Source organism: Pseudoalteromonas sp. MB41 (assembly GCF_020966275.1).
Classification (GTDB): Bacteria; Pseudomonadota; Gammaproteobacteria; order Enterobacterales; family Alteromonadaceae; genus Pseudoalteromonas; species Pseudoalteromonas lipolytica.
The window spans coordinates 534024-559987 of sequence record NZ_JAJJZF010000001.1 but is presented as its reverse complement, the minus strand read 5'-3'; the positions used below and the strand labels follow the sequence as shown (position 1 = coordinate 559987).

General features: G+C 41.6%; 23 protein-coding genes and 1 pseudogene. 8 read left to right on the top strand and 16 right to left on the bottom strand.

The window, feature by feature from the left end; translation table 11 throughout:
• Positions 1-106 precede the first annotated feature (106 nt).
• The 4 genes from LPA49_RS02585 to LPA49_RS02570 form a co-directional block, all read right to left on the bottom strand.
• Positions 107-1087 carry a GGDEF domain-containing protein gene (locus tag LPA49_RS02585; RefSeq protein ID WP_075593759.1) on the bottom strand — a complete coding sequence of 327 codons (981 nt, stop codon included), beginning with the start codon at positions 1085-1087 and terminating at the stop codon, positions 107-109.
• A gap of 149 nt (positions 1088-1236) precedes the next feature.
• Positions 1237-1614: a DP-EP family protein gene (locus LPA49_RS02580; protein WP_036966844.1), complete on the bottom strand. Its 378-nt coding sequence runs from the start codon at positions 1612-1614 to the stop codon at positions 1237-1239.
• 17 nt (positions 1615-1631) lie between these two features.
• Positions 1632-4886, bottom strand: coding sequence for a winged helix-turn-helix domain-containing protein (locus LPA49_RS02575; protein ID WP_036966847.1), 3255 nt, complete (start codon positions 4884-4886; stop codon positions 1632-1634).
• A gap of 287 nt (positions 4887-5173) precedes the next feature.
• A complete protein-coding gene (locus LPA49_RS02570; protein ID WP_036966850.1) occupies positions 5174-6364 on the bottom strand; it encodes an MFS transporter in 1191 nt (396 codons plus the stop codon).
• Positions 6365-6614: 250 nt separating this feature from the next.
• Between LPA49_RS02570 and LPA49_RS02565 the strand changes: the two genes are divergently transcribed.
• Positions 6615-7466, top strand: coding sequence for a universal stress protein (locus tag LPA49_RS02565; protein WP_065978588.1), 852 nt, complete (start codon positions 6615-6617; stop codon positions 7464-7466).
• Positions 7467-7584: 118 nt separating this feature from the next.
• The gene (locus LPA49_RS02560) at positions 7585-9717 is read left to right on the top strand and encodes a TonB-dependent siderophore receptor (RefSeq protein WP_118844488.1); all 2133 of its coding nucleotides are present in this window, start codon (positions 7585-7587) and stop codon (positions 9715-9717) included.
• A gap of 66 nt (positions 9718-9783) precedes the next feature.
• Here LPA49_RS02560 and LPA49_RS02555 read toward each other — a convergent pair whose 3' ends face one another.
• Both LPA49_RS02555 and LPA49_RS02550 read right to left on the bottom strand, forming a co-directional pair.
• Entirely contained in the window at positions 9784-10641 is an 858-nt protein-coding gene (locus LPA49_RS02555) for a GyrI-like domain-containing protein (RefSeq protein WP_065978586.1), read from the bottom strand.
• A 231-nt stretch (positions 10642-10872) separates the two neighbouring features.
• Positions 10873-11013 (bottom strand): DUF2986 domain-containing protein, encoded by a 141-nt coding sequence (locus LPA49_RS02550; protein ID WP_074988980.1) that lies wholly within the window; start codon positions 11011-11013, stop codon positions 10873-10875.
• 157 nt (positions 11014-11170) lie between these two features.
• Here LPA49_RS02550 and LPA49_RS02545 point away from each other — a divergent pair, with 157 nt between their 5' ends.
• Positions 11171-12661, top strand: a complete 1491-nt coding sequence (locus LPA49_RS02545; RefSeq protein WP_036966861.1) for a dipeptidase — start codon at positions 11171-11173, stop codon at positions 12659-12661.
• A 51-nt stretch (positions 12662-12712) separates the two neighbouring features.
• Here LPA49_RS02545 and LPA49_RS02540 read toward each other — a convergent pair whose 3' ends face one another.
• The gene (locus LPA49_RS02540; RefSeq protein WP_036966864.1) at positions 12713-13141 is read right to left on the bottom strand and encodes an OsmC family protein; all 429 of its coding nucleotides are present in this window, start codon (positions 13139-13141) and stop codon (positions 12713-12715) included.
• Between the two features lie 31 nt (positions 13142-13172).
• On the opposite strand from LPA49_RS02540, the gene LPA49_RS22300 reads away from it, so the two are divergent.
• Positions 13173-13301: a hypothetical protein gene (locus tag LPA49_RS22300; protein WP_256719279.1), complete on the top strand. Its 129-nt coding sequence runs from the start codon at positions 13173-13175 to the stop codon at positions 13299-13301.
• A gap of 80 nt (positions 13302-13381) precedes the next feature.
• Here LPA49_RS22300 and LPA49_RS02535 read toward each other — a convergent pair whose 3' ends face one another.
• From LPA49_RS02535 to LPA49_RS02520, 4 genes are all read right to left on the bottom strand, one after another.
• A complete protein-coding gene (locus LPA49_RS02535) occupies positions 13382-14524 on the bottom strand; it encodes a N(5)-(carboxyethyl)ornithine synthase (protein WP_075593757.1) in 1143 nt (380 codons plus the stop codon).
• Positions 14525-14777: 253 nt separating this feature from the next.
• Entirely contained in the window at positions 14778-14924 is a 147-nt protein-coding gene (locus LPA49_RS02530; RefSeq protein WP_074988977.1) for a DUF2256 domain-containing protein, read from the bottom strand.
• On the bottom strand, positions 14914-16410 hold the full coding sequence (locus LPA49_RS02525; RefSeq protein ID WP_075593756.1) for a cryptochrome/deoxyribodipyrimidine photo-lyase family protein: 1497 nt from the start codon (positions 16408-16410) through the stop codon (positions 14914-14916). The genes LPA49_RS02530 and LPA49_RS02525 overlap by 11 nt, the downstream gene beginning before the upstream one ends.
• A gap of 157 nt (positions 16411-16567) precedes the next feature.
• Entirely contained in the window at positions 16568-17167 is a 600-nt protein-coding gene (locus LPA49_RS02520; RefSeq protein WP_036966872.1) for an FMN-dependent NADH-azoreductase, read from the bottom strand.
• A gap of 186 nt (positions 17168-17353) precedes the next feature.
• On the opposite strand from LPA49_RS02520, the gene LPA49_RS02515 reads away from it, so the two are divergent.
• Positions 17354-19279 carry a S9 family peptidase gene (locus LPA49_RS02515; RefSeq protein ID WP_075593755.1) on the top strand — a complete coding sequence of 642 codons (1926 nt, stop codon included), beginning with the start codon at positions 17354-17356 and terminating at the stop codon, positions 19277-19279.
• A 26-nt stretch (positions 19280-19305) separates the two neighbouring features.
• Here LPA49_RS02515 and LPA49_RS02510 read toward each other — a convergent pair whose 3' ends face one another.
• From LPA49_RS02510 to yghU, 3 genes are read right to left on the bottom strand one after another with little or no spacing between them, the layout of a single operon-like run.
• Positions 19306-19689, bottom strand: a complete 384-nt coding sequence (locus LPA49_RS02510) for a hypothetical protein (RefSeq protein ID WP_036966879.1) — start codon at positions 19687-19689, stop codon at positions 19306-19308.
• Between the two features lie 59 nt (positions 19690-19748).
• Positions 19749-21047, bottom strand: a complete 1299-nt coding sequence (locus tag LPA49_RS02505; RefSeq protein ID WP_036966882.1) for an MFS transporter — start codon at positions 21045-21047, stop codon at positions 19749-19751.
• Positions 21048-21102: 55 nt separating this feature from the next.
• Entirely contained in the window at positions 21103-21942 is an 840-nt protein-coding gene (yghU, locus tag LPA49_RS02500) for a glutathione-dependent disulfide-bond oxidoreductase (protein WP_036966885.1), read from the bottom strand.
• A gap of 178 nt (positions 21943-22120) precedes the next feature.
• Here yghU and LPA49_RS02495 point away from each other — a divergent pair, with 178 nt between their 5' ends.
• The gene (locus tag LPA49_RS02495) at positions 22121-22516 is read left to right on the top strand and encodes an STAS/SEC14 domain-containing protein (protein ID WP_036966888.1); all 396 of its coding nucleotides are present in this window, start codon (positions 22121-22123) and stop codon (positions 22514-22516) included.
• Positions 22503-23522, top strand: coding sequence for an endonuclease/exonuclease/phosphatase family protein (locus tag LPA49_RS02490; protein WP_036966891.1), 1020 nt, complete (start codon positions 22503-22505; stop codon positions 23520-23522). Before LPA49_RS02495 ends, LPA49_RS02490 begins: the two co-directional genes overlap by 14 nt.
• A gap of 18 nt (positions 23523-23540) precedes the next feature.
• Here LPA49_RS02490 and LPA49_RS02485 read toward each other — a convergent pair whose 3' ends face one another.
• Together LPA49_RS02485 and LPA49_RS02480 are read right to left on the bottom strand one after the other, a co-directional pair.
• Entirely contained in the window at positions 23541-24125 is a 585-nt protein-coding gene (locus LPA49_RS02485) for a rhomboid family intramembrane serine protease (RefSeq protein WP_065978581.1), read from the bottom strand.
• Between the two features lie 103 nt (positions 24126-24228).
• Positions 24229-24915, bottom strand: a complete 687-nt coding sequence (locus LPA49_RS02480; protein ID WP_075593754.1) for a type 1 glutamine amidotransferase domain-containing protein — start codon at positions 24913-24915, stop codon at positions 24229-24231.
• Positions 24916-25051: 136 nt separating this feature from the next.
• Between LPA49_RS02480 and LPA49_RS02475 the strand changes: the two are divergent.
• Positions 25052-25961, top strand: a pseudogene (locus LPA49_RS02475) (LysR substrate-binding domain-containing protein).
• Positions 25962-25964 lie beyond the last annotated feature (3 nt).

Genomic DNA, 25964 nt, shown 5'->3' with positions numbered 1-25964 from the left:
GCGCAGTGTAAAATGCAAAGTGGGAACAAACAAATAATATTAAAGTATAGTATATGCGTAACCAATACGACTTGTTAACTAGGTTTTTAGTTTGTTAATTAAGTGTTTATAGGCTCGTGCTAATTTTATTTCTGCCTTCTGTCTTTGCACGATATAACGCGGTGTCGGCTGCACAAATTAGCGCTTCTGATGTGCGATATTGATTATTATATTCACATGCAATACCTTGGCTTACACTTATTCTAAAGTCGCTCGGTAAACCAATGTCGGTAAATAGCGTATTATTTATTTTAATTTGAATATGTTTAGCGATGGCCTCTGCGGTGTCTTTTTGGCAGCGAGGTAATATAATGGCGAATTCTTCGCCACCATAACGCGCAGCTAAACAATCGCGAGAAGGCAATGATTCGGCAATTATACTCGCGACTTTTTGTAAGCATTTATCGCCTTTAACATGACCGAATCGGTCATTAAATAATTTAAAATAATCAATGTCGATTAATATAGTACTAATCGCTTGATTAGTTTGTACGCTTTCTTGCCAATGTTTTTTTAATGACTCTTCTAATGTAAGGCGGTTTGCAAGACCGGTTAAATGGTCAGTGGTGGCTTGTTTAACTAAGCGATTATATTGCTCTTTGTGTGATGATAAATCATGTAATACACAAATAAATAAGTTTTCTGCAATAGCTATATTTTTTGGCAAGCTTGAAATACATAAATCCGCTTCAAGGGTTTTACTATCGGCACGGTTAATTTTAACTTCGTTTGGCCCAAGGCTAATGGGCGAGTCTTTATGATCTAACCAACTGAGTAGGGTATACATGTATTTGTCACGGTCGGTGTCGTGTAGGTAATGTAACAGGTTTTGACCGATTAACGCTTCTTGGTTATCACCTAAAAGTTGTGCCGCCATCGGGTTTGCAAATTCAAATGTGCCTTGACCATTAATGATAAACACTCCCTCAGGAATGTTCTGAAACATTTGTACAATTAGTGCAAGTTGCTCTGAATTGATAGACTGCGACAGTGTATTTTTCGCTTCTGATTTAGCTGTGTTTGGTTGTTCATTTTTGTTAGTAGACACGTTCGTTTCCTTTTTGCCGATGCAAACGATTTTGGTGTCTATAAAGTTACTTAAAAAAGTGCAAATTAACCTTCCGGTAATCTTCTGGTTTTAAGTTATTGTTTATAAGTAGTAAAAGGCTCCTTGATGGAGCCTTATGTGGGTGTTGTTTAGTTTTCTTTTTCATTGTTTACTTGCGGATCGGCACTTTCATAACTTATGCCATTGCACTCTACAGTGAAAACCATACATGCTTTACCGCTATTCTCATCAGAATCTGAAATCTGAATCGTTTGGCCATTATCAGTAACAGAGTGGTTAAAGTCTTGCGCACATTCGCCCTCAATATTTGAAAAGTTAGCACCTGTAAATACAAATCCTGCTGCACTCGTTGTTTCATCTAATGTATAGATACCTAGGCTGTTTCTTTGGTTAACAGTACCGCCACCAGAAACTTGCTGACCGTCTTGGAAGTATGTAAATACAGCTTCATTTTCAGTGTTAAGTGAAACATTCACTGTAAAATTGTAAGTTTGATTTTCGCTCATGTTTTTCCCTTTAATTTTTATAGTTCAAAGTTAGTGATACCTAACTCAATCAGTTTGTTTTTTAGTGTATTGATTTCACTTTCTTTATTTAAGCAAGTATATGCTTGAATTAGGGGGTAGGTCATTTTAATGCTTTTACTACCATTATTGTTTTCTTCGATTGTATTAATAGTTTCTTGGCATGCTTGTTGTTTTGATATTTTGTCTTTAGCGAGCTTTGCTTTAATTAAATTAGCTTTTATTAGTGCAGAGTTGTTTTCTATTTTGCTAGTGTCAGATATTCTCTCAATAAAATCTGAGTTGCTTTCTAGTTTTAATAGTAGCTCTTCAGCTTCATTTAAAAGGTTTCGATTTATTAAATAATGAATCACACCTATTTGAACGTTTATTAAAGTCGTATCTGAAAATCCCTGTTCATCAATGTAACTTAAAACTTCTGGTACTCTGTCACTTGTTTTACTTTTATCTAATAGCATTAATTGATATGCAAGCGTTCTATAAAAAGTGCGTTGAAACTTTTGATTTTTTGGATCTTGGATCCTAGCTCTATTAATCGCATTAGTTGCTTTTTCTGCTTTTAAAAATGCCGCTCTCTTATTTGGGAAGTAGCTCAATAAAAAGCTTTGTTGCATATAAGTGTTTGCTAAATAATTATGTAAGCTTGCATCATTCGGTGACGTTTCAAGCATGTTGACTAGTTCTTGAGTGGCTTGTTCAAGCAGTTCGAGAGCTGCGTTTAAATTACCTAGCCTTTCTTCTGTGGTTGCAATCCAACTAATGGTGTCTGTTTTATCGCGTAATAAATTTTTGTTATTAGGTTTTAGCTCAAGGGCTTGGTTTTTAAGTTTTAAAGACTCAGTAAAGCTCTGCTTTGCGAGTGCGTAATTAAACTGCTTTAAATACAGTGAACCCAGTGAATTGTGTGAGTAAGATAGCTCCATAATCGAATTAAAGTCATTAGGGGCAAGCTGATACATTTTTTCGCTGTAAGCCAAGTAACGTTTAAACATTGGTTCAGTAGCTAGGTAATTACTTTGCTCATAAGTTAAGTTACCAAGCCAAAAAGCATTAGCCCCTGCAAGCATTAAAACATCAAGGTTGTTGGGTTGAATTTTTAGTAAAGATTCTAGGCGCGTTCGCGCATTTTCAAAGGCGGTGAAGGCTTCGTCGGTTTTGCCGCGCGAATAGGCGACTTCGCCCATGGCCTCTAAGGTTTGAGCGTATTGAAAGCGGTTATTAAACTGAGCTTGTTTATCGCTAAAGTCAAACAACGAGGCAGCTTCTTCGTCTTGATTGGAAAAATACTCAAGAGCCTTATTGCTAATACCATCCAGTAAATCCATACGATTAACGCTTCTGAGTTTGTCGGCAAATTCACCGACCATAAAACCCAATAAACTCTCAGCTTCTTGGCGTTTTTGTTTTGCTACTTGCTCTGCATGGTAGCTGCGCACGCTCATAAATGTGGCAATAAAGGTTAAGCAAACAAGTGCAGCCACCGTTATTTGTAACACGCGTTTTTTACGTTTCGCTTTATTGCTAGAAGCTTTAATTAACGCTTGTTCGTCGCTTGATAAGCTAAACATAGGGTTTTTAACTAGGCTGTGTGCTTCTTGCAGCGGTTTGCCTTGGGCTAATAAAAAGTCGCTGTGTTTTTGTTCAAGCAGCCAACGCTCGGTAGCTAGTTGCACGCGGCTCTTTATTGCTAAGCTTTGTTGGTGTTCTTGCACCCAATCGATAGCGCGTTGCCAATGGCGCAGCAACGCTTCGTGGGCAAGGCTAAAACAGGCTTGCTCATTTTTAAGGTGCGATACAAACAAACGGCTGTCGACCATGGCCTTAACAAGCTTGGTTGCAGCAGGGCTGGTTAATTCGCTCCAACGTGCTGCGCGGCTGGTGAGTGTTTCGCCATCTGGGTTTAGCGTGATCAGCTTTGAAAGGACTGCGGCAAGTTCAGTTTGTTGTTCTTTGGGTAATTGGCAAAATACCTGTTCGGCTTTTTGACCGATGGCTCCTTCGATGGTGCCTAGGGCTTGGTATTCAGTAAACAGCAGTTCGTTGTCTGGGCTGCGCTGCAAGTAAAGCTGTTGCAAAGTGTATTGCAGCATCGGCAGTGCATCAGGGTTATTGGCGGTGTCGTTACAAAGTTGTTCATCAAGCGGTGTGTGATGCTCTGGGTGATGTTGCCAACTTAAGCCTGCTGCAAGTGCTGGCAAACGGATCATTTGCTTAAGCTCAGAGCGAGTTGGCGCTAATAAGTCAAAATGTGCGCCATTGGCTTTACCTGCCATTAAACTTGGTTGACTCACCACTTGTGGGTAAAAATCATTACGACAAGCGCTAAAAATGATTATACAGTCACTGGTTGCTAAGCGCTCAATAAGTGCTAAAAGCTGGTTGCGCTCGTCATCGCTAAATAGCGGCGATGACAATAGCACTTCGAGCCTGTCGATAAATAAAAATAAATAGGGCGTAGTGTGCTCTGTATTTAGCGTTGCAAGGGCTGCTTTACAGCGGGTAATAACCTGTTCTGGATCTGTTAATAACAATTCAGCCAGTGTATCGGCGCTTATATCGCGAAGTACAGGTGCGTCGTTTATTTCTAAATCGAGCAAGGTTGAGGCTAAATCAAGCAGTAAGCGCTCTTTACTCACATCGGCAAAGTCGAGTTGGCAGTAACTGTGTACTCTAATGCCATCGTAGCCATTACTCGACATTAAAGCGGGCAATACACCTGCGTTAACTAACGACGATTTACCTGAACCACTGGCCCCCAATATTAAGCAAAACGCGCGACCAAACTCTATTTGAGCTGACACTCGCTGTAATAAGGTTTCTATTTGTTTATTACGGCCAAAAAACACATCGGCTTGCTCAGGTGCAAACGCACTTAAGCCAACAAAAGGCGAATCACCTTGCCAACTGGTTTGGCTGGCTTTTTGTTCTTCGTTGAGCACAAAGTTGATTTCGGCAATAACGCGGTAACCGCGTTTACGAATGGTCTCGATGTACTGCGGGTTACTTGCTTTATCGTCAAATGCTTTGCGTAGCTGCGTGATCACTTTATGTAGCGGGTTATCGCCAAGCGCTACATTTGGCCAACAGTGATTGATAATTTCATCGCTGGTTAACAGTTCACCTTGTTTTTCGCATAGCAGCAATAATACATCCATTGCTTTTGGTTCGATGTGTTTTACTTGCTCGCCACGTCGTATTGAATTTGTGCTGGGGGTAACTTGCCACTCACCAACGAAAAACAGCGCCGTACTCATAGTGTTATCTTCTTTTTATTAAAATTAATCGCCTGGACCGATTTTGTTCATGCCACGCACACTCTTGATTAATACTATATTATGAGATTCACGGCAAGTGCGTTGCCTTTTTTGAAACAAAAAAATCAACATATCGAGTGTATATATGTTTTTATAAAGTGTATTTAACGTAAGGAACGAAGAGATATTTCGGGATGAATAAAAAGAGAGTAGCAAGTTGAAGGGGGCGTTTTAACGCCACTCCTTCTACGCGATATGAAATCGCGGCTACAAATTTGACTAACTGGTTAACTTTCAACGCGTAACTTTTTCATTTGTATTGCGCTTAATGACCACATCATAAAGCCGCCTAAAAAGAGGGCTGCCGAGACATAACCCGTTTGACTGGGCAATGCACCTTGGGCAATGGCCATACCACCAAGCCAAGGGCCAATGGCATTGGCTGTATTAAATGCGCATTGTACGAGTGCACCTATCATGGCATGGCCTTGTGGTGATACATCCATTAATAGTGATTGAATAACAGTACCCAAACCAACACTAAAACCAATAAAGAAAATCACCGTATAAAGTAGCCAAATATTGTGGCTGGCACTGACATAACTTGCTGCAAATACGACGGCACCTATAAGTGCTGCCCCTGTGGTTTTTAGTGGTGAATGGTCGGCTGCCTTTCCTAACACATAGTTGCCTAAGGTGCAGCCAATACCAAACATGATCATAGCGATTGATATCGTGTAAGCGGGCGTATGAGTCACAATTAAAATAGTGTCGGCAATGTAAGTGTAAACACAAAATACGCCGCCAAAACCAATAATAATGATGCCTAAAATAGTCCATACTAGCTTGTTTTTCAGCACACTTAATTCGTCTAGAATTGAAGTGGGTGATGAGTTCTTAACGTTTGGTACGTATTTTACAATTAGCACTAAAGCAACAAGAGCAAGCACTGCGGTGCCAGCTAAACAATAGCGCCAACTAAAGTTTTGTCCCACTAACGTCACCATTGGTACACCCACGATGGTCGCCACGGTTAAGCCCATAAATACTTTTGACATAAAGCTGGCTCGTTTGTCGGCAGGGGCAATGTCGGCGGCCAGTAAAATAGCGGCGGCAAAATAGGCTCCATGGGGCAAGCCACTTAAAAAGCGAAATAAAATCAATTGCTCAAGAGAATGTGAAAAAGCACTTAAGCCATTGAATAAAAACATCATAGTAACAAACATAAGCAGGGCATTACGTTTTCGCATATTGGCTGTGGTGATCATAAAAAGTGGCGCACCCACCACCACACCAATAGCATAGGCGCTAATGGCATACCCACTTTGTGCCGGAGTTGATGAAAATGTTTCGCTAATAAGCGGCAGCATTGGCATCATTGAAAACTCAGAGAGGCCAAGAATAAATGTTCCTAAGGCTAATACGATTAAGATTGTAAAGGTGCTTTCGCGGCCTTGAGTTTTGGTGACGTTAGTCATGTAACTCCTTTAAAACATGTTTTAAGAGAAATAGAAAATGCCAGAACCATGTTGCGTTCTGATGATAAGAGGTGCGATGCGCTATTGTAATACAAATAAAATAGAGTAAACCAGTACTTTTTGGAACGTTCTATATTAGTTTGCTATAACGAATAAAGTTGAACTTCTTAAGGCTGAGCATTTCAAAATAAATACAAATATAAATCCCAACTATACTGTGTATATAGACTTGGCTTTGGAGGGAGTGGCAATGGAAAAGATATTCGCCTGTATTGATGGTTCAACTATCACCAGTGCAGTGACAGAGGCTGCTATTTGGATAGCCAAACGTACTTCGCACCCCATACGTTTTTTACATGCGCTAGAGCCTCCTTTGCAACAGGGTAGTGATGACCTTACGGCGATTATTGGCTTAGGTTCGCAAACATCATTACTTGAACAGCTTGCCAAACTTGAACAAGAGCGCAATAAAGTCGCTGCTCAACATGGCCATTTACTGTTAGAGGAAGCTGTAAAGAAAGCTGAGCATGCAGGGCTGACCGCTGTTGAAAAACAACAGCTTTCAATGAGTTTAGTCGATGCGTTACTGACACATGAAGACAGTGCCAGAGTAATGATTATTGGCCGTGCAGGAAAAGGACACGGTGATAATTTTAAGATGCTAGGGTCGCATATCGAAACCTTAATTCGTCAAGTTCATACTCCTGTGGCAATTGTGCCGCCGCAGTTTCATGCTCCCACTAATTTTATGCTGGCTTACGATGGCAGTGACAGTACTGACCAAGCAATAAGCCAAATTATTAAAGGGGGGATTTTAAAAGGCTTAGGTTGTCATTTAGTCATGGTCGATAAGCATGATGGTCATTGCCAAGATAAGCTGGACACCGCATCGGCACGCTTAGCAGAGCATGGGTTTAATGTGAGAGCACGCATGCTCGATGGCGATGTATATGAGGCGTTATGGCGTTACAAAAGCGACCATGCCGTTGATCTTATGGTGATGGGGGCATTTGGTCACTCTAAATGGCGACAATTCTTTTTGGGCAGCACCACATTAAAAATGCTTGAAGATAGCCGTATTCCGTTGGTGGTATTACGCTAGTATTTTTTGTGTTCTGTCAGTTTTGGCTGCGCAGCGGGTGCGACAATATGTCACGTGTTCAGCCAAATTAATGCGTTTTATAATCGGTTTATAAATTAACTTTTTATTTTATAGACTTATGAACACGCATTTAACTCCCCCTCGTTTTTTAGTTACTAAAGTTGCTGCATTGATTTGCGCTATTTTAAGTGTCTCTGCTGTTGCTGATGATTCGATTGAAGTGATCGAAGTGCAAGGTCATGCCCAAAATAGTCATCAATTGCTTGGCTCTGCCGATTCGCTGTTATCTGATTTAGGCGTTGATTTTTCAGCGGCGGGTGGTGTATCAAGCTTACCTGTATTAAATGGCATGATGGGAGACAGGGTTAAAGTATTAGTGGATGGTGCGGATGTCACTGCGGCGTGCGCTAATCAAATGAACCCACCCTTGTCCTATGTCTCAGCTAATCAAGTAACATCGTACAGTGTTGTTGCGGGGGTATCACCGGTTAGCAGCGGGGGCGATAATATTGCCGGGGTTATTCGTGTGAATACTATTGCGCCTGAGTTTAGCGATTCGGAGCAGCTGACTTGGCGCTCAGGTTATACCACCGCACAATATAAAAGCGTTAGCGACAGCCAAGCCTATGGGCTAGGTATGGGTATTGCGAGCAACAATGTAAGCGTGTCTTATCAAGGCAGCTTTGAAGAGGCTAACAGTTATAACGATGGTCATGGGGAGCGCGTACTCGACACGTTATATCGTGTGCAAAATCATGCATTAACAGGTGCTATTCGTGATGACAAACAGCAGGTTATAGTAAAATTTAGCCATCAAAAAATTCCCTATCAGGGTTTTCCAAATCAATACATGGATATGACGGATAACACAAGCTTTGGGATGGTGGCACAGTACCAACGTGATCTTGAAGAGGGCGCATTACATGTACAAGTAAATGCCCACGACGTGAAGCACAAAATGGGTTTTTTTAGTACAGAGAAACCCGGCATGATGCCTATGAATACCGACGCACAAGACTACAGTTATCAGTTGCACTGGCGTTTAGACTTATCTGCAGAATCGTCACTTTTGTTTGGGCACGAATATTACAGTTATCGTATCGATGATTGGTGGCCTGCTGTTGAAGGGTCAATGATGATGGGGCCGAACGAATACGTAAATATTAATGATGGTAAACGTAATCGTCTGGGTGCATTCGCAGAGTATGAAAGTCAAGTTAATCAAGCATGGTGGCTGTCGGCAGGCATGCGTATTGAACAGGTAACAACAAATACAGGCGACGTACAAGCCTATAACAAAGGGGCTATGGGCGGTGTGGGTCATATGAACTCAATGATGGACATGTCAAAAACCGATGCACAGGCTGCGATGGAATTTAATCAGCGGGATCGCAAACGTGACGATACTTTAGTTGATATTAGTCTGCTTGCACGCTACCAAATAAGTCGCAATGATGAGCTGCAATTTGGTTTTGCCCGTAAAAACAGAGCCCCTAATTTATATGAGCGTTACAGCTGGGGTGTTGGCACTATGGCAAGTACCATGATTGGCTGGTTTGGTGATGGTAATGGCTACATTGGTAATCCTGATTTAAAAGCCGAAACCGCTCATACGCTAAGCGCTAGCTACACTAAGCAGGCAAAAGATGATAGCTGGCAAATAACGGCGAATGCCTGGTACACGCAGGTAAATGACTATATTGATGCTGAAGTGACGCAAAGCTTTAACCGCACTGACAGTGCTCATACCAAGCGACATATTCTTACTTTTACTAATTTAGATGCGACGTTGTATGGGCTAAAATTAGCAGGCCTTATTGAGCTGTATAATTCGAAGCAAGCAGGTAAATGGCAGTTAAAAGGAGCGTATACCAGCAATTATGGCGAGCGCGATGACAGCCACGAAGATTTATATCAAATTATGCCATGGCACACAGAACTAAGCCTTGAACACGCGTATAAAGGCTGGGAAAGCACCTTGAGTTGGCAATGGGTTGACAGTAAAGACAAGGTGGATGAGCGCCGATTAGAAAACCAAACCGATAGCTATAATTTATTAGGCATTTCAAGTAAAAAAACATGGCAAAATTTAACCTTTAAGTTAGCAATTACTAACTTACTTGATGCGTATTATCAGCAGCCACTTGGCGGAGTGAACATTGCTAATTATAAGCACGATATGCGCACTGGCTTTGAGCAGCTAGCAGGACAAGGTCGCTCCTATAATGCCAGTATCAGTTATCGGTTTTAGGCAAGGGGTTTTGTATTTGTAGGCGCGATGTCAAATCGCGCCTACAACCTGCTTACACGCTTCGTGTCACTTAATCGGCAAATAAATATCAGTTTGCAAATCACATTCATCCACCTCATGAATTAAATTGAGGTAATGAAAGAAACACGGAAAATCACGCACTTCTTCACCACTTTGTGGTAGCCACTCGCGGTATAAATAATACACTGTATCGCTAATCGTATCGTGTGAACCATTATGGCGCACTACGGCACAGCGTCCCGCTGGGATCTCGCCATTTCTGACTCCTTGTGGGTTATCAGGAATTGGCTTTGTAATGCTGCCGGCAAAGTCAAAACGAAAGGCATGATCTTCAGTTGTTGCAGGGTCACTGTATGGAATACCATAGGTGTTGCTGGTTTTAACCGGTGATAATCCTGAGCTTTTTCGCCAGTCAATAAAATGTGCGGCGGTATTCATAAGGGTATTTGCAGCGCCTTGATGGGTTAATAAAGCAACGGGCTGGGCTTTTAAGTCGACAATGTTTACATTCATAAAACAGTCCTTTTTATCAGGTAAAGAAAATTCAAACTGAGAGTGCCAGTTAGGCCAGTTTGGTTTGCTTCTGAATTCACTAGGAGACTGTGTAAAAGTGCGTTTAAAGGCGCGGCTAAATGCCTCTGGGCTATCAAACTGTGCTTCGAGTGCAATATCAATCACTTTGACTTGATGCTCAAATGCTAGTCGAAATGATGCACGTTTTAAGCGAGCAAGTTGCGTGTACTTAGTCACACTGACTCCCACTGAAGCGGCAAATAAACGGTGAAAATGATATTTTGAACAACAGGCTACATCACTCAAAGTGTCGAGTGATAAAGAGTCATTGAGATGCTGACTAATATAATCACAAACATGCTCAATACGTTGTTGTTGCTTCGTTTTCATGATGACTCGTTAATGCTTATTCAGAAGTGTGTTAAGTGTGTCATGACCCTTAAATGGTTACCTGATTGAAATTGCGCATTTTGAGTTTAATTGATATTGAGTAAATAGGTAGCGTGCTAGCAGGTGTTGCTTTAGGGCAAAATAAAGACGCGCTAAAGCACGACCTAAAAATAGCGGGGATGAGATGTGCCCCAGGTTTATGCTAAAAAATTATGTGATGTAAAATCGCGGCTACATCTCATTTTCTTGTTGCGCTAGTTTTTCACGCTCAGCTTTTGAAACATACGCAGGCTTACTGCTTTTGTGTAATTTAGCATTGGCGCGTTTGTCTTTTTGTTTCAGTTTAGTGAAGATCTTTTTTCTACGGTTCATGGTACTTTGTAAGTTATGGGATAGGCCAGTCAGTATTGTACAGAGCAATTGCTCAGAAGCCGAGCAGTTTTCGTCGCACAAGAGATATCATGTCGCGATTATAACCGTTACAATCAAGGTCTACTTGCGAAAACCTTCTAAAACTCTGGAGCTTATCTTGAAACATTCATTACTTGCTGCATTCTTATTTAGTGCCTTTTCTGGTCAGGCTGCCATCGCTGAACAAAGTGAACAACTGGCTAACTATGCGGTCGAGCGCTATCAACAAGCACAAATTCATACCCTCGAAAATCTAGTTTCGTATCCAACGGTCAATAAAGAGGGCCTAGCTACGCCCGATAATCCAGACTTTATTGGCTTTAAATCATTTTTAAAAATGAAAGCGGCGCAGTTTGGTTTTGATTATCAAGATTTAGGCTACACAGTATTAATAGGCATGGGCAACCAAGCTGAGAAAGTAACGATTGTTACGCACGGGGATGTTCAACCTGCTGATGCCAGTAAATGGCAACAAAGCCCGTTTAAAATGGATAAAACCTCTGAACCTGGAAAGCTGATTGCCCGTGGTACTGAGGATGATAAGGGCGCAATTGCCACAGCACTCCATGCAATGAAAGCCATTAAAGATAAAGGGGTTACTCTAAATAACCGTATTGAACTGATGGTATACCTTGCTGAAGAGTCGGATTGGGCGCCACTTAAAGAGTTTATGAAAACCTACCAGCAACCTAAGTATGCGGTGACGATTGATGCGTCGTATCCGGTCGTAGTGGCAGAAAAAGGCTGGAGTTTAATTGCGCCAACATTTTCAGCCACTTCAGCGCAAACAGGCTTATATGTCACTGATTTAAAAGGCGGTGCTTTTGTAAGTCAAATACCAGAAGATGCCAGTGTGTTAGTGCATAATGCGGATGCCGCGACTGTGGCAAAATTACACGATAACGTTGGTAAACTTAAAAACGTGAAAGTGGCGATAAAAGAACAAGAAGAAGGTTTATTGGTGCAAGTAAAAGGGACCTCAGCTCACTCGTCTGAGCCGGAGTCGGGCGAAAATGCCATAGCGCATCTTGCTGAAATATTTAAAGGACTAGACCTTGAAAACAACAGCGACGGTCAAGCAATCGAGTTTATTAACCAGTTAATTGGCCTTGACTTATATGGCGCTCAGTTTGGTGAAATTGCTTATCAACATGATTTTATGGGGCCTATGACTGTGTCGCCAACATTGTTATCACGTGATGGGAATGAAATTAAGCTGTCGGTTAATATGCGTCGCCCTGTCGGAAAGCAAGAAGACGTATTAAAGCAGCAAATTAATAATGCGCTGACTGCGTGGCAAACACGTAATAACGTGACATTAAAAGACACTGATATTGTTATTGGCACGCCTATGCTGTTAGACAGCGCACCGCATGCACAAGCTTTATTGGATATTTTTAAGCACTTTACGGGTGATGAAGACGCGGGGTTTGTGTCGATTGGCGGGGGCACAAATGCAAAGCTGTTTGATAATGCTGTATCGTTTGGGCCATCAATGCCAGGTAAAAAATACACGGGTCACTCAGAACATGAGTTTATTACTGAGCAGCAATTAGCGCTGAATTTAAAAATGTACACCGCGATGATGATAAAGCTCGGAAATATGTAATCATTTGCAAACGTAAAAACGCCACTTCAATGAAGTGGCGCTTTTGTTTAGTTAATTTAATTTTTGGCTAAGGGAAATTTCTGCATTCATCAGTTTTGATATAGGGCAACCTTGTTTAGTTTGCTGGCACAGCTCGTTAAACGTCTCTTCAGAGATATCAGCTATTTTTGCTGTTACCTCAAGAGCGATATGGCTGACCTCAAAACCATCATCGACTTCATCAAGACTGACGGTGGCTTTGGTTGTAATGTCATCGGCAGTAAACCCTGCTTCTGTTAATGCCAGCGACAGTGCCATACTGAAGCAACTACTGTGTGCTGCTGCAACTAATTCTTCGGGGTTCGTACCAGCCTTGCCCTCAAAGCGGGTATTAAACCCATACGGTTGTTTATCTAAAGCACCGCTTTGGGTACTAATACTTCCTTTACCTGATTTAATGTCGCCAGACCAGCTCGAATGTGCGGTTTTTTTAATCGTCATAGTCATCTCCTTTGTAATTATTTCGGCGAGTGTGAAATGCTTTCATGGTTTTCGCCGAAAAAAGTGTCACTTACACGATACGTTGCAACTTAAAGGCCAAGGTGACTGTGCACAAGCCGTTCGCTATGAACAAGTTAGTATGGCGTTAGCTGATTGGTAAGACGTTATTTTCTGTTTGCGTTCAATCTAACTTGGGACAATTAACACCACATAAAAATAACGTCGATTTATTTTGTAAATTTAGAGGACCTGATAGGGCGATGTTAACTGGCGGTTTTGGAATGACAAAATAGCCTTATTTTTTACTATTCCGTTTTCAATATTGATGGCGCGTCGAATTGTTTCATCTTTTTGCCATTGCGCTCTTCCCGCTAACACGCTGGGTAGATAAACAATTAACGCAGCAGAGATTGAACGTGTTGCACTTTCCCATAAATAGCTAGGCGTGTGGTCAACAGCGTAATAATCAATGGTTTTATAACGAAACATTGGTTCGGCAAATGACGTGGGTTTAGCAAAAAAGAACCCCATACCTTCATCGCAACTTACATCTATAATTAAGCTATTCGGTTTAAGGCAGTCAGCCTCTGACTCAATCACAAAATGCACTGGGTTCGCTGTTTCTTGAAAAGTGCCATTAACAATAATATCGGCTTCACTAATGAGGTCGATTAAGGGTCTGTGTGTTCCGTCGTGTTCTACGACCATCATCCGGGCTTCTCCCTCAGAGCCTTGACGTACTTTAACGTAATAACAGTTTAAAACCTCTTCACGAACTTCATGATCAGGGCGTTGAATACAAATTGTAATGTCTCTAAAACCATGAGCTTGTAACGCATAAATTGCGCCACGACTAACAGCACCAAAACTAAAAATAACGGTTTTGCGTTGATTTCCGTAATGACCGTCAACCCCTTTTAATTGCAATGCATGGATAACGGCGCAGTAACCAGCCATTTCGTTGTTTTTATAAAAAGTGTGACGACCCGCATGCCCATTTGGTGACCAAACAAACATATCTTCAAAGGCTATTAAGGTTAATTTTCTATCTAATGCTGCTTGGGTAATATCGCGTTGTTGAACACAGTGAGCATACCCCCACAGAGTCCCGCCTTCTTTTAATTCGTTTAAATCGGCAAGAACGGGTTTAGCGATAATCACTGTACCAAGGTCTTTTAAAAGTGCGCTGCGAGAGGCGATACCGCCTGTAAGCGCTGCGATTTCATCATCTGTTATATTAAAGTCTTTTCCGTAGCCTTGTTCAAAAATAAGCTGCTTTCTGTGTTCTTCAGGAATCCGTTTTAAGTGCTCTGGGTGAATAGGGTAACGTCGTTCATCTGTTTTGCGTGAAGTGCCAATGACGCCGATCTTTAATTTATTCATGCTACAACCTTGATTATATGTTCATTAACGCATGTGTTAATAAACTCGAAAAGGATTCACAGGCAAGCGAAAGCCTACGCTGTAAAGTGATGCATAGTAAAAGGTGTTAATAAGTGCTGAATGTTAAGCAGTGATAAATCAGGATTTTAACGTGCTATGAGTAACACGTTGGTTGTGCTGTAGTGTGCGCACACCGTGAGTATAACAGGATAACTGTTTGCTTTGTGAGCTTTAAGCCTCCTTTTAAATTGTTTTATTCCGCTTTGTTTTTAGTGTATTTACAACGTTCTGAGCAGTATTTAACGTGTTGCCAGTCTCGTTGCCATTTTTTACGCCATGCAAAAGGGCGCTGGCATACAGGGCATATTTTTGTCGGTAAGTTCACTTTTTTATGTGCCATTGTGTTGCCTTTGTAAACTGAGGATGTGCTTTTTGAGTACCGCTCTGGCACCATGTTTTACATCATCACGCTCTCTAAACGCCCACAACCTTTCGCGGGCTTCCTTTGCTGCTTGCGTTAAATCAACCATGGGCTCAGGGTAATCTTCACCCAATTTAAAATTATTAAATAACGCTTCCATTGGTGGCTGTTGCCATGGCTGGTGGATATACTCGATGGGTAAATTACTAAGCTCTGGGCACCATGTTTTAATAAATATGCCGTCTGCGTCTTTATCTTCGGATTGTTTTATGGGGTTGTACAGTCGAATCGTATTAGTGCCAGTGACAGAGGCTTGCATTTGTATTTGAGGATAGTGAATCCCGGGCTCAAAATCTAAAAAGTAGCGCGACAATATAAGACTGACACAATGCCAGTGAATATTTAAATGATGGGTCATAAAGCTGACTAACATCGCCCGCATTCTAAAGTTAATATAGCCTGTAGCTGCAAGACATCGCATACAGGCGTCAATAAGCGGGATGCCTGTGTTGCCGTGTTCAAACCGTGATAGGTGCTCGCTAACCTTGTCGTCATTTCGATAGGGGTAGTGTTGATACGCAGGATTTTGCGGTGCGAACTCCATGCCGCATTGAGTTTCAAACTTTTGCATAAAATGACAGTGCCAATGCAATCGTGATTCGAATGCATGCAGCGAACGGCGCCAACTCGAAGGGCGTTTGGGTAAGTAGTATCTGAGAGTTTGATACACTTGACGAAGGCTTAAGTTTCCCCATGCTAAATAGGGTGAAAGACGTGAGCACGACTCTTTGCTTTTTGATGGGCTCGAAATACCTTGTTGATAGCTCTGAGCTCTTGTCTCTATAAAGCTTTTTAATACGGCTCTGGCTGCGTGGGGTCCTCCGTGCTGAAACTGCTCATCATTTGTTTGATACTGTTTTACATGCTCGCAAGCACTGTAGCCCGAAGGTAAAATAGCATTAAAAGAATGCCAGTTAGGCGTGATTAAAGGTTGCTGCATCACGGTTTGCCAATGCTGCTGCCAATCAAATTGCGCTGGTCGTGCCCTTACGACTGCACCTAAGGGCGTTTCATGCCAAACAATAGCTTTTTCTTTGAGCCATTTATGCACTGCTTTATCACGTTCAAAGGTATTGAGTAAGCCAATTTCTTGATGACTGTATATGGCCTTAATATCAAACTCATTAGATAAAGATTCAAGCAAGGAGATCATGTCTTGATTGTAAATTGCAATTTCGGCTTGTTGTTTTTTTAGCTGTGCATTGAGATCACATAATGACTGATAAACAAATCGCCAGTGACGGTGGCTATAATGAGGATCATCTAACAAAATTGGCTCAAAATTATAGATAAGCAAACAGGGTAAAGGTGAATCGGCGGCCTGTGCGAGTGGTGCATGATCAGAAAGCCGTAAATCACGTTTAAACCATACTATATTGATTTTTTGTTTCCCTGCAGTGGGCATAGCTTGATAGTTAATTGCTTGAACACGTGATTGATACGTATGAGAACGCAGATATGATTATTCAAGGAGAGAAATAGTTGATTATGGCGAGGTGTACGATTGAATGGCGAGTATCTAAAAGTAAAAGCGGCCACTGTCATCGTGGCCGCTCCATTTTTTACAGGTTATCTGTAAATGAACTAATTTGTTGCTCTGCAGCTTGCAAGCTTTGCTCTGCCCCCGGCATTGCTAAGCCTTCGGCATAGATAAAGTTAATATCTGAGATACCCACAAAACCAAGTACATCTTTTAAGTATTTAGTTTGTGTATCCATGTCAGTGCCTTGGTATATACCGCCACGAGCAGCGAGTACAACGACTTTTTTGTTTTCAAGCAAACCGACAGCGCCTTGCTCTGTGTATTTAAACGTAATACCAGCGCGTGCGATACGGTCAATCCATGCTTTGAATGTTGATGGAATACCAAAGTTATACATAGGCATACCAATAACAATTAATTCGTTATCAGTAAGTTCTGCAATTAACTCGTCAGAGATAGCCGCCAGTGCTTTTTGCTCGTCGCTACGTTCGTTAGCGTCAGTCATCCATGCTGCCATTTCTGTTTGCGTTAAGTGAGCAATAGCATCGTTGCTTAAATCGCGAGTGGTGACAGCAATTTGTTGTTTGCTTGATAGTTGCTCAACAAATAGCTGGCTAAGTTTAGTCGAATTACCTTGTTCACCATTTAAAGATGAATTTAACACAAGTACTTTTTTCATCATGTCACCTAAGAAACTGAATTGATGTAACGATTATAATGAGGGTATGAATGAAATAATAATGGTAAAAATTGAGTGATACGTTCGCTTTAATAGAACGGTTGCAACGCTGCTATAATTTCTGTTCGCACTTTTTAAATGCTTAATGTTATGCTCATTTAACAATTTTAAAAAAAGGACTTTTATATGAAATACTTAATGCTAAGTATTTTTGTAGTACTGTGCTTGACTGCTCGCGCAGAAGAAAAGCCGTCACTGTCTGTTGAATCATTTGCTTCATTAAGAGCTACCAGCCAGGTTAAATTGTCACCAAGTGGCACGCACTTATCCTTTATTCGTAATATAAAAGGTGAGCTGGTGTTAATGGTGTACAACCGCAAAACACAAGAAGCCGTTCCCATTATTCGCGCTGATAATCATACGATTTTCTTTGATTGGTATACGTGGGCAAACGATGAGGTATTACTTCTCGGTGCACGCTATATACAACGTCAAATTGGCGGCCCTAAATATTCATCTACTCGCCTTTATGCGTACAATATTAATGATAAAGGCAAAGCAAAGCTTGCCATTAAGCCTAACTATGGACGTGATGAACGCCAACCCCAGTTTGCTGATCAAGTTATAAGTTTTTTACCTGACAAAAAAGATAAAATCTTGATTCAAGGCGACTTTGAAATAGCAAATACACCAGGAGTCTATGAGCTCGATCTTAACACGCTAAGAAAGAAAAGAGTTCAACGCGAGCGCAGCAAAGTGACCGATTGGATAGCTGACCGTCAAGGTAATGTGCGTATTGCTCGAAAAATGGATGAAGATGAATTTGAATATTTCCTGTATGACGAAGATTCATTAGACCGCCGCTCATTATTCAAATTTAAAGCATTTAGCCAAGAGAGTGTGACAATATTAGGCTTTGATAAAGACCCCAATATTATCTATTTTAAAGCCATTCAAAATGGCTATGACGCATTATTTAAAATGGATTTAACCACGAAAAAGCAAGAGCTCGTTTTTAGTGATGATAATTACGACTTTGATGGAGGGATTTTTTACTCTCCTCTGACGGGCGAAGTTGCAGGGTTTACTCATTCAAATATTGAAGAAGGGATCCGTTATTGGGATGACGATTTAAATAAGCTGTATACATCACTGCGTGCGGTATTACCGGCTGATAAGTTTGATATTGATATAATCGATACCAGTGAAAACCAGCGCCAATATGTACTTTACCTGACAGGTGATGGAAGCACGGGAACATATATGCTTGGTAACCGTGACACCAATGAACTCACCGTGTTCGCCAGCGCGTACCCAGACATTGATGACAGTGTTTATTCAGGGAAAGAAAAAATTAGTTATAAGGCACGTGATGGTTTAACGATTGAAGGGTACTTAACCTTGCCCGTGGGCTATAAAGAAGGGGATACGTTACCAACAATTATATTCCCTCATGGGGGACCTATGGCGCGTGACTACTCAGGTTTTGATTATTGGACTGCTTTACTTGCATACAATGGGTATGCCGTTTTACAACCGAATTTTAGAGGCTCAAGTGGGTATGGTCATGAATTTGAAATGGCTGCAGTGCAAGGGTTTGGTAAAAAAATGCAAGATGATTTGCAAGATGCCGCTCTTTGGTTAGTTTCACAAGGTATCGCTAATAAAGATAAAATTTGCATCGGCGGCGCAAGTTATGGTGGTTACGCCGCGTTGATGGCTGTTGTTAAGCATCCTGAAACATTTACATGTGCCGCGAGTTTTGCGGGTGTCACCGATTTAGAACGCATTGTGAGTAAAGCGCGTTACTTTACAAATAAAGAAATTGTGCGTAAGCAATTTGGTACCGACGACGATGAGTTGGCAAAATACTCACCGGTTAATTTTGCAAAGCAAATTAACCGTCCAGTTTTGCTCGTGCATGGTTCAGACGATAACGTTGTGCCTGTTTATCATAGCCGTGAGATGGAAGATGAGCTGAGCGATGAAGGAAAAAATGTCACGTATATTGAACTCGAAGAGGGAGATCATTATCTGTCACATCAGCCTTATCGTATTACAACATTAAAAGCGTTTTTAGATTTCTTTGATGAACATTTAAAAAGCGACTAAAAAAGGCGACTTAGGTCGCCTTTTTATTAATAAGCTAACTCTGCATCAATATTTCTGACTAAGTTTGAAACCCAGTTAATGTATTGGCGGTGAATTTTATCGCCATCATAATCTAAGTTGATCGAGTCTTTGTAATCAATTGAGTACTCAGTGGCGTTGTAGTTAATATCAACACGCAGCTGGTGCTTTCTAATATCAAGCTTTCCTAATATTTTACCGTCTTCGCTCGCGCGACATGTCCAGCCAAGTTTCATACATGCTTTGAGAATATTTGTTTTAACACTGTCAGCAGTGTGTGTTTTATTGGCGGTTTGTGGGACAGGGTTACTGTCGAAGTTACGAATAGGTACACTTGTACTGCATGCTGATAAAACAAGTGTAGCCGCAAGTACTAAGCAGAGCTTTTTCATGATAAATCCTTTTTATGTAATAAAAACGGCATGATTATGCGTTTTTTTTGAGGCGGGGTCTAGGCATCAGGTAAAAACCAAGCACTGATAGCGCCAGCAATACCCAGCACACTGTAAAATAGAATCAGCTCTGCGGTGCTTAAATACGCATTTAATAAGCCAACACTCCCAAGTGCCAATAATATAAGACCGATCACCGTATTACTTACCGATACATAATCGGTTCGTTTGTTGCCTTCAGCCATATCTACCAAGTACGTTTTACGACCAAGACGAACTCCCTGATGAGCAACAGTGAGCAAAAAATAACATAACGGGAGAAGCCAAAACTCACGGAGGGTTGCAGGGCTAAAGTGTGCGATTAAATAAACGGCTAAGCCATTGAGAGTGACTAACATGGCTGCAAAAATTAAAACGCGTCGACTTGATAGGTCACTCAACCTACCCCAAATGGGTGCTGAAACGAGACTTGCAAGCCCAGAAAGGGCCATAAAAGTAGCAAGCAAAGAAAAATCAAAAGCTTGTTCGCTGGCTAAAACAATATAAAAAGGAGCGCTAAGTGCAGAGCAAAGCAATAAAGCACGCGTAACAATGAAGTGGGCAAATTGTTTATCTTCGTACAGTAGCTTTAGTTTCTTAAACGCATGCAATAAACCATTTTTAGCTCCTTCAGTCGCCCCTTCATATTCTTTGATGCGACTGTAGCTCAGGGCAGCAAATATCCACATGAGGGCTGCCAGCATCAACGCAACATAAACACCATTTTCGTAGCCTAACGTTTGTAAATACCATAAGCCTAAACCAAACGTAAGTGTCGCAAAGCCTGCAAAACTGGCGGCAAGACCACTAATGTTGCCACGTTGCTGTTTGGGAATCACTTTTCCAAGTACATCTTTAGCGGCGATAGAGTTAAAGCCCCGAGCAAGGCTAAACACAACTAAAAGAGTGAGAATGGCATACCCGGCACTACTTCCTGTTAGGGTTAATGCGGTAATGAGCATTGCTACAATGCATAATGCTTGCACAATGGCGCCGACAACCCACACCCACTTGCGTACTTTAAGTTGGCGGATAACGTTGGCAATAGCAAGTTGCGGCAACATCGAGCCAGACTCTCTAATAGGAACTAGCCACGCAATGAAGCTGCTGGGCACATTAATGCTGTGTAATAACCAAGGCAAGGTTACTTTTGGGTTGAGCAGAGCATCGGCAAATTTACTAAAAAGTTGACTCACTAAAAGGGTAATAAAGTTACCTGGCACAACCTTACACGCGGCCTCATCAATGGCCTTGCAGGCGCGAGCGTCTTCGGTATTGCTGAGTCTTTGATAGATGTCTTCTTTACTGAGCTTTTTCATCTTTGAATCGGATAGAGGAATTTATGTAGCAAAGGGCTGCATAGCAGCCCCACTGTTAAAAATCGTTCTTACTGTGGCGTTCTACAAGTTGCTCAGCTTCATCACCCCACGTACGATTTACACGGCGACCTCGTTTAACTGCAGGGCGACGTTCAATTTGTTTTGCCCAGCGTAATACATGGCTGTATGACTCAACATCTAAAAACTCAGCAGCATCGTATAAATAACCCAGTACCAAACTGCCGTACCATGGCCAAATAGCAATATCGGCAATGGAGTATTCGCTACCAGCCATGTAATCATGATCACTTAAGTGACGATTTAATACATCTAACTGGCGCTTTACTTCCATGGTGAAACGGTCAATAGGGTATTGCATTTTAAACGGTGCATAACTGTAAAAATGGCCAAAACCACCGCCTAAGTAGGGTGCTGAACCCATTTGCCAAAATAACCAATTACGACACTCTGTTTTACTGGTATGGTCGCTGGGAATAAGCGCATCAAACTTTTCTGCTAAATACTGTAAAATAGCGCCCGATTCAAATACGCGGGTAACTGGCGTGGTGCTATGATCCATTAAGGCTGGAATTTTTGAATTCGGGTTGACACTAACAAAGCCAGAAGAGAATTGATCGCCATCCGCTATTTTAATTAAGAACGCATCATAATCAGCGTCGTCGATACCAAGCTCTAATAGCTCTTCGAGCATAATTGTCACTTTTTGACCGTTTGGTGTCGCAAGTGAGTACAGCTGCAAAGCATGCTTACCAACAGGTAAGTCTTGTTCATGGGTTGCACCCGCTACAGGACGGTTTGTTTTAGCCCATTCTCCCCCATTTTCAGCGTCCCATTGCCACACTTTAGGTGGCGTATAACTGTCGGTATTACTCATTGAAACTCCCTAAATTGTGCTTTAATGAATGTTGTTACGAGATTACCATCCTAGTTGATCAACCTAGTCAAGGGAAGTAGAGTTAGAAAATAGCATTATTACTGAGTGTAATAAGTACCTAAGTAATTAAATTTAAAGTAATTTAATACCGAAGTCGACGACTGTTAAGGAGCATGAGATGAAAAAACACGGTTTGGCCATTGGTTTAGAGCGCATTGGTAGTACCTTTTACCTAACTTTTAAAGTCGTTGGTAAGCTTACCCACGCTGATTACGAAACGCTCACCCCTTTAGTGGATAATGCACTTAAAGCAGTGCCTCGCGCAAAAATTAGAGCATATGTAGATATTACAGAACTGGAAGGGTGGGAATTACAAGCGGCTTGGGATGACTTTAAATTAGGGCTGAAACACAACAAGGAATTTTGTCGTGTTGCGGTACTGGGTAATAAAAAGTGGCAAAAAGTAGCCAGCAAAGTGGGTAATTGGTTCACAACGGGTGAAGTGAAGTATTTTGAAGATGCAATAATTGCAACCGAATGGTTGCACGAAAAGGTAATCAGTGACAGCAACTAATCAATTAAAGGTAGCGACATTTAATTTATACAATTATTTAGCACCCCCCGATGCGTTTTATGATTTTCAGCGTATTTATAGTGCTGAGCAATGGGCTAAGAAGCAGCGTTGGTTGGCTGATTATCTTCACAATCAGCAACCGGATATTATTGGCTTTCAAGAAGTGTTTAGTATTGATGCATTAAAACAGCAAGTGAACGATGCAGGCTATGCGCACTTTGCGGTGGTTGATGAGCCGAGCGTTATCGATGAGTTTATATATCGAGACCCGGTTGTTGCAATTGCTTCTCGCTATAAAATTATGGCTTTAACTGAGGTTGAACCCGACCCTCACTATGCACAGCAAATGGGGCTTGTCGGGGAGTTTTGTTACAGTCGTCGGATTATTCGCGCCACGATAGATGTGCCACATATTGGTTATGTCGATTGTTATGTTGTGCATTTTAAATCAAAGCGTAGCCTGCTTAATAGCGTTGAAGATAACAGCAAAACCGAGGAGCAAAATCTGCTTTTGCAGCTAAAAGACCAAGTAGCAGGGCGCTGGGCATCAAGCATACAAAGGGGCAGTGAAGCGGCGTTATTATTAATTGAAATTATCAATCGCAGATCACAGACAGACAATCCTGTTATTGTGATGGGAGATTTTAATAATGAACTGCATGATGGCGTACTTAACCATTTAATCACTGACTCATTGCGATTCACCGCTAGTCGACATAGCAAAGCGTTTACCGCCAAGTATGCGCTGCAAGATAGTTGGCAACTTTATCAACGCCATGTTGTAACGGACAATGAGAGAGAGGCAACCCATTACTTTGGTAGCAGCAGTTCGGTGTTTGATTACATTTTGCTTTCCAGAGAATTTGATGCAGGCTTTCAAGGTAGCTTCTACGAAGTCATCGACTATCACACCTATGATCAGCACTTAATCAATCCACAATTTGCCTACGATGATCAAAGCACCGACCATGGTGTGGTAATGGTTACATTAGCATTAAGGAGTTAAATTCATAACTCCTTAAAATTATCGAAGATGCTGTTTGTCTCGCTTTGCAAAGAGATAACCGATAAATGCACCGCTAATAGCGCCGAACAAGTGGCTTTCGAACGAGATATGAATACGCTGGGGGAATACACCCCAAATTAAGCCACTATAAAGTATGACGACAGCAATACTGATGAGAATCGCTTTGAATGAGCGATGCATAATACCATAGCAAATTAAGTAGCCCCACAAGCCATAAATTACGCCACTTAAGCCCACATGTATATTGCTGCGGCCAAATATCCACACTAACAATCCTCCAAGCAATGCAGTACTGACAAATACCAGCCAAAAGCGTTTTACACTGTATTGACATACTAACCATGCGAGAATTGCAAAGGGCACTAAATTACTAAAAAGGTGTGCCCAGCCACCGTGTAAAAAGGGGGCAAAAAATATGCCTGAAAGGCCCGATAGTTGGCGAGGCAAGATACCTAAGCCATTAAGGTTTATACCGGGCAGTGTATTGATAATTTGTAGTACAAGACACAGTAGCATTATGCCCAGAATAGCGAACCGTTTACTGCTGATAGGGGGAAGTTTAGTAGCTGATTTTTCAGTCATGGTTGAAGGCTCTTAAATCAATTCGACTGAATCAGTATAACGTATTAAGAGTGAAGGTAAACACCTTGTTTTGCAAGGTGTTTACTGGTTGTTATCTGTGTTTTTAGCCAAGTTTAGTAAGTAGTTTTTTAGCTGCAAGTTCTGAGCTTGCTGGGTTTTGGCCGGTGATCAATAACCCATCTTCGATAGCCAGCACGCCCCAGTCATCGGTTTTTTGGTATTGACCACCTTGTTTAATGAGTTCATCTTCAACAAGAAGTGGTACAACATTCGTTAGTTGTACAGCCTCTTCTTCAGAGTTACTGAACCCCGTCACTTTTTTGTCAAACACTACCGACTTACCCTCGGCATTTTTGGCATTTAATAAGACGGCACTGGCATGGCATACCGCACCAACAGGCTTATTAGAGTTTAAAAACTGTTCAATTAAACGAATAGAGTCTTGGTTATCAACTAAATCCCACAGCGGACCATGGCCGCCTGGGTAAAATACAGCGTCGAATTCATCGGCATTCATTTCGCTCAACGGTTTGCTGTTTGCCATTAAGATTTTTGCGGCGCTGTCTTCTTCAAAGCGTTTAGTTGCCTCTGTTGCAGCATCAGGAGCGGCACTATTTGGGTCTACAGGCGGTTGCCCCCCTTTCACAGATGCTAATGTAACGTCGACGCCTGCATCAATAAAGGCATAGTAAGGGGCTGCAAATTCTTCTACCCAAAACCCTGTTTTATGACCCGTGTCACCTAATTCATCGTGTGAAGTAAGTACCATTAAGATTTTCTTCGCTGACATAATTAATCCTCGTTAATTGTTTAATGAATAGCGTTGATATCACTATAGGGGTTAAAGCTAAGTTTAACAACGCAGATAAAATTGACTTCATTGGTTTAATTATTGATACAATCGAGCGAGGTTTTAGGAGAATGCCATGAATGTATCGTTTGAACAGTTAAAAAGTATGGTGGTATTTGCACATATTGTGCAGCAGGGGAGTTTAACGAAGGCAGCCGAGCAACTGGGTCTTTCGCGCTGTGGTGAGTTATCATTTAAAGAAACTAGAGCAGCAATTACAGCTTACCTTATTAAACCGCTCAACGCGTACTATGACCTTAACAGAAGCGGGTAAAGTCTATTATGAGCGTTGTCACGCAATTGCTGAACATGCCCAAGCGGCTAATTTGCATCTAGAAAACTTAAAAAATGAACCTGTCGGGGTGATAAAGCTCAGTTGCCCAGTGAATGCTGGTTTGCAGCTTATTGTGCCTGCGCTTGCACAATTTAAACGCTTGTATCCAAAAATCGATATTGATCTGCAACTAAGCGATGACGTTGTCGACATTATTAAAGAGGGGATAGATTTAGCGATCCGAGGTATTGCGCTTGCTGATTCAAGTTTACAAGCAACTAAACTGGCAACAATGAAAACGTGTATATGTGGCTCTGTTGGTTATTTTGCCAAGCACCCAGTGCCCGAAAGCATAGATGATTTAGCGAACCATACTTGGGTTGTGTATCAGCGAAGTAGCGCCACACTGAGCCTAGAAAAAGATAAGCGTCGCTTTGATGTTCCCCTTAAAGGCGGGATTAGCACTAATAATGCCGCAGCGCGCACGGCATTTGTTGAAGCGGGGCATGGTCTTGCAAAAATCCCTGTTTATGACGCGTGGCCAAAAGTAAAAGCCGGGCTTTTACGTACCGTACTGGATGAGTATAAATCGGCTGATATTGAATTGTATGGTGTCTTCCCGCCTGGGGCTGCGGGAAGCAAAAAATTGCGAGTATTGCTTGATTACTTAAAGGATTATTTTGCTAATCAAGTTGCCACGATGGGTATTTAAGCA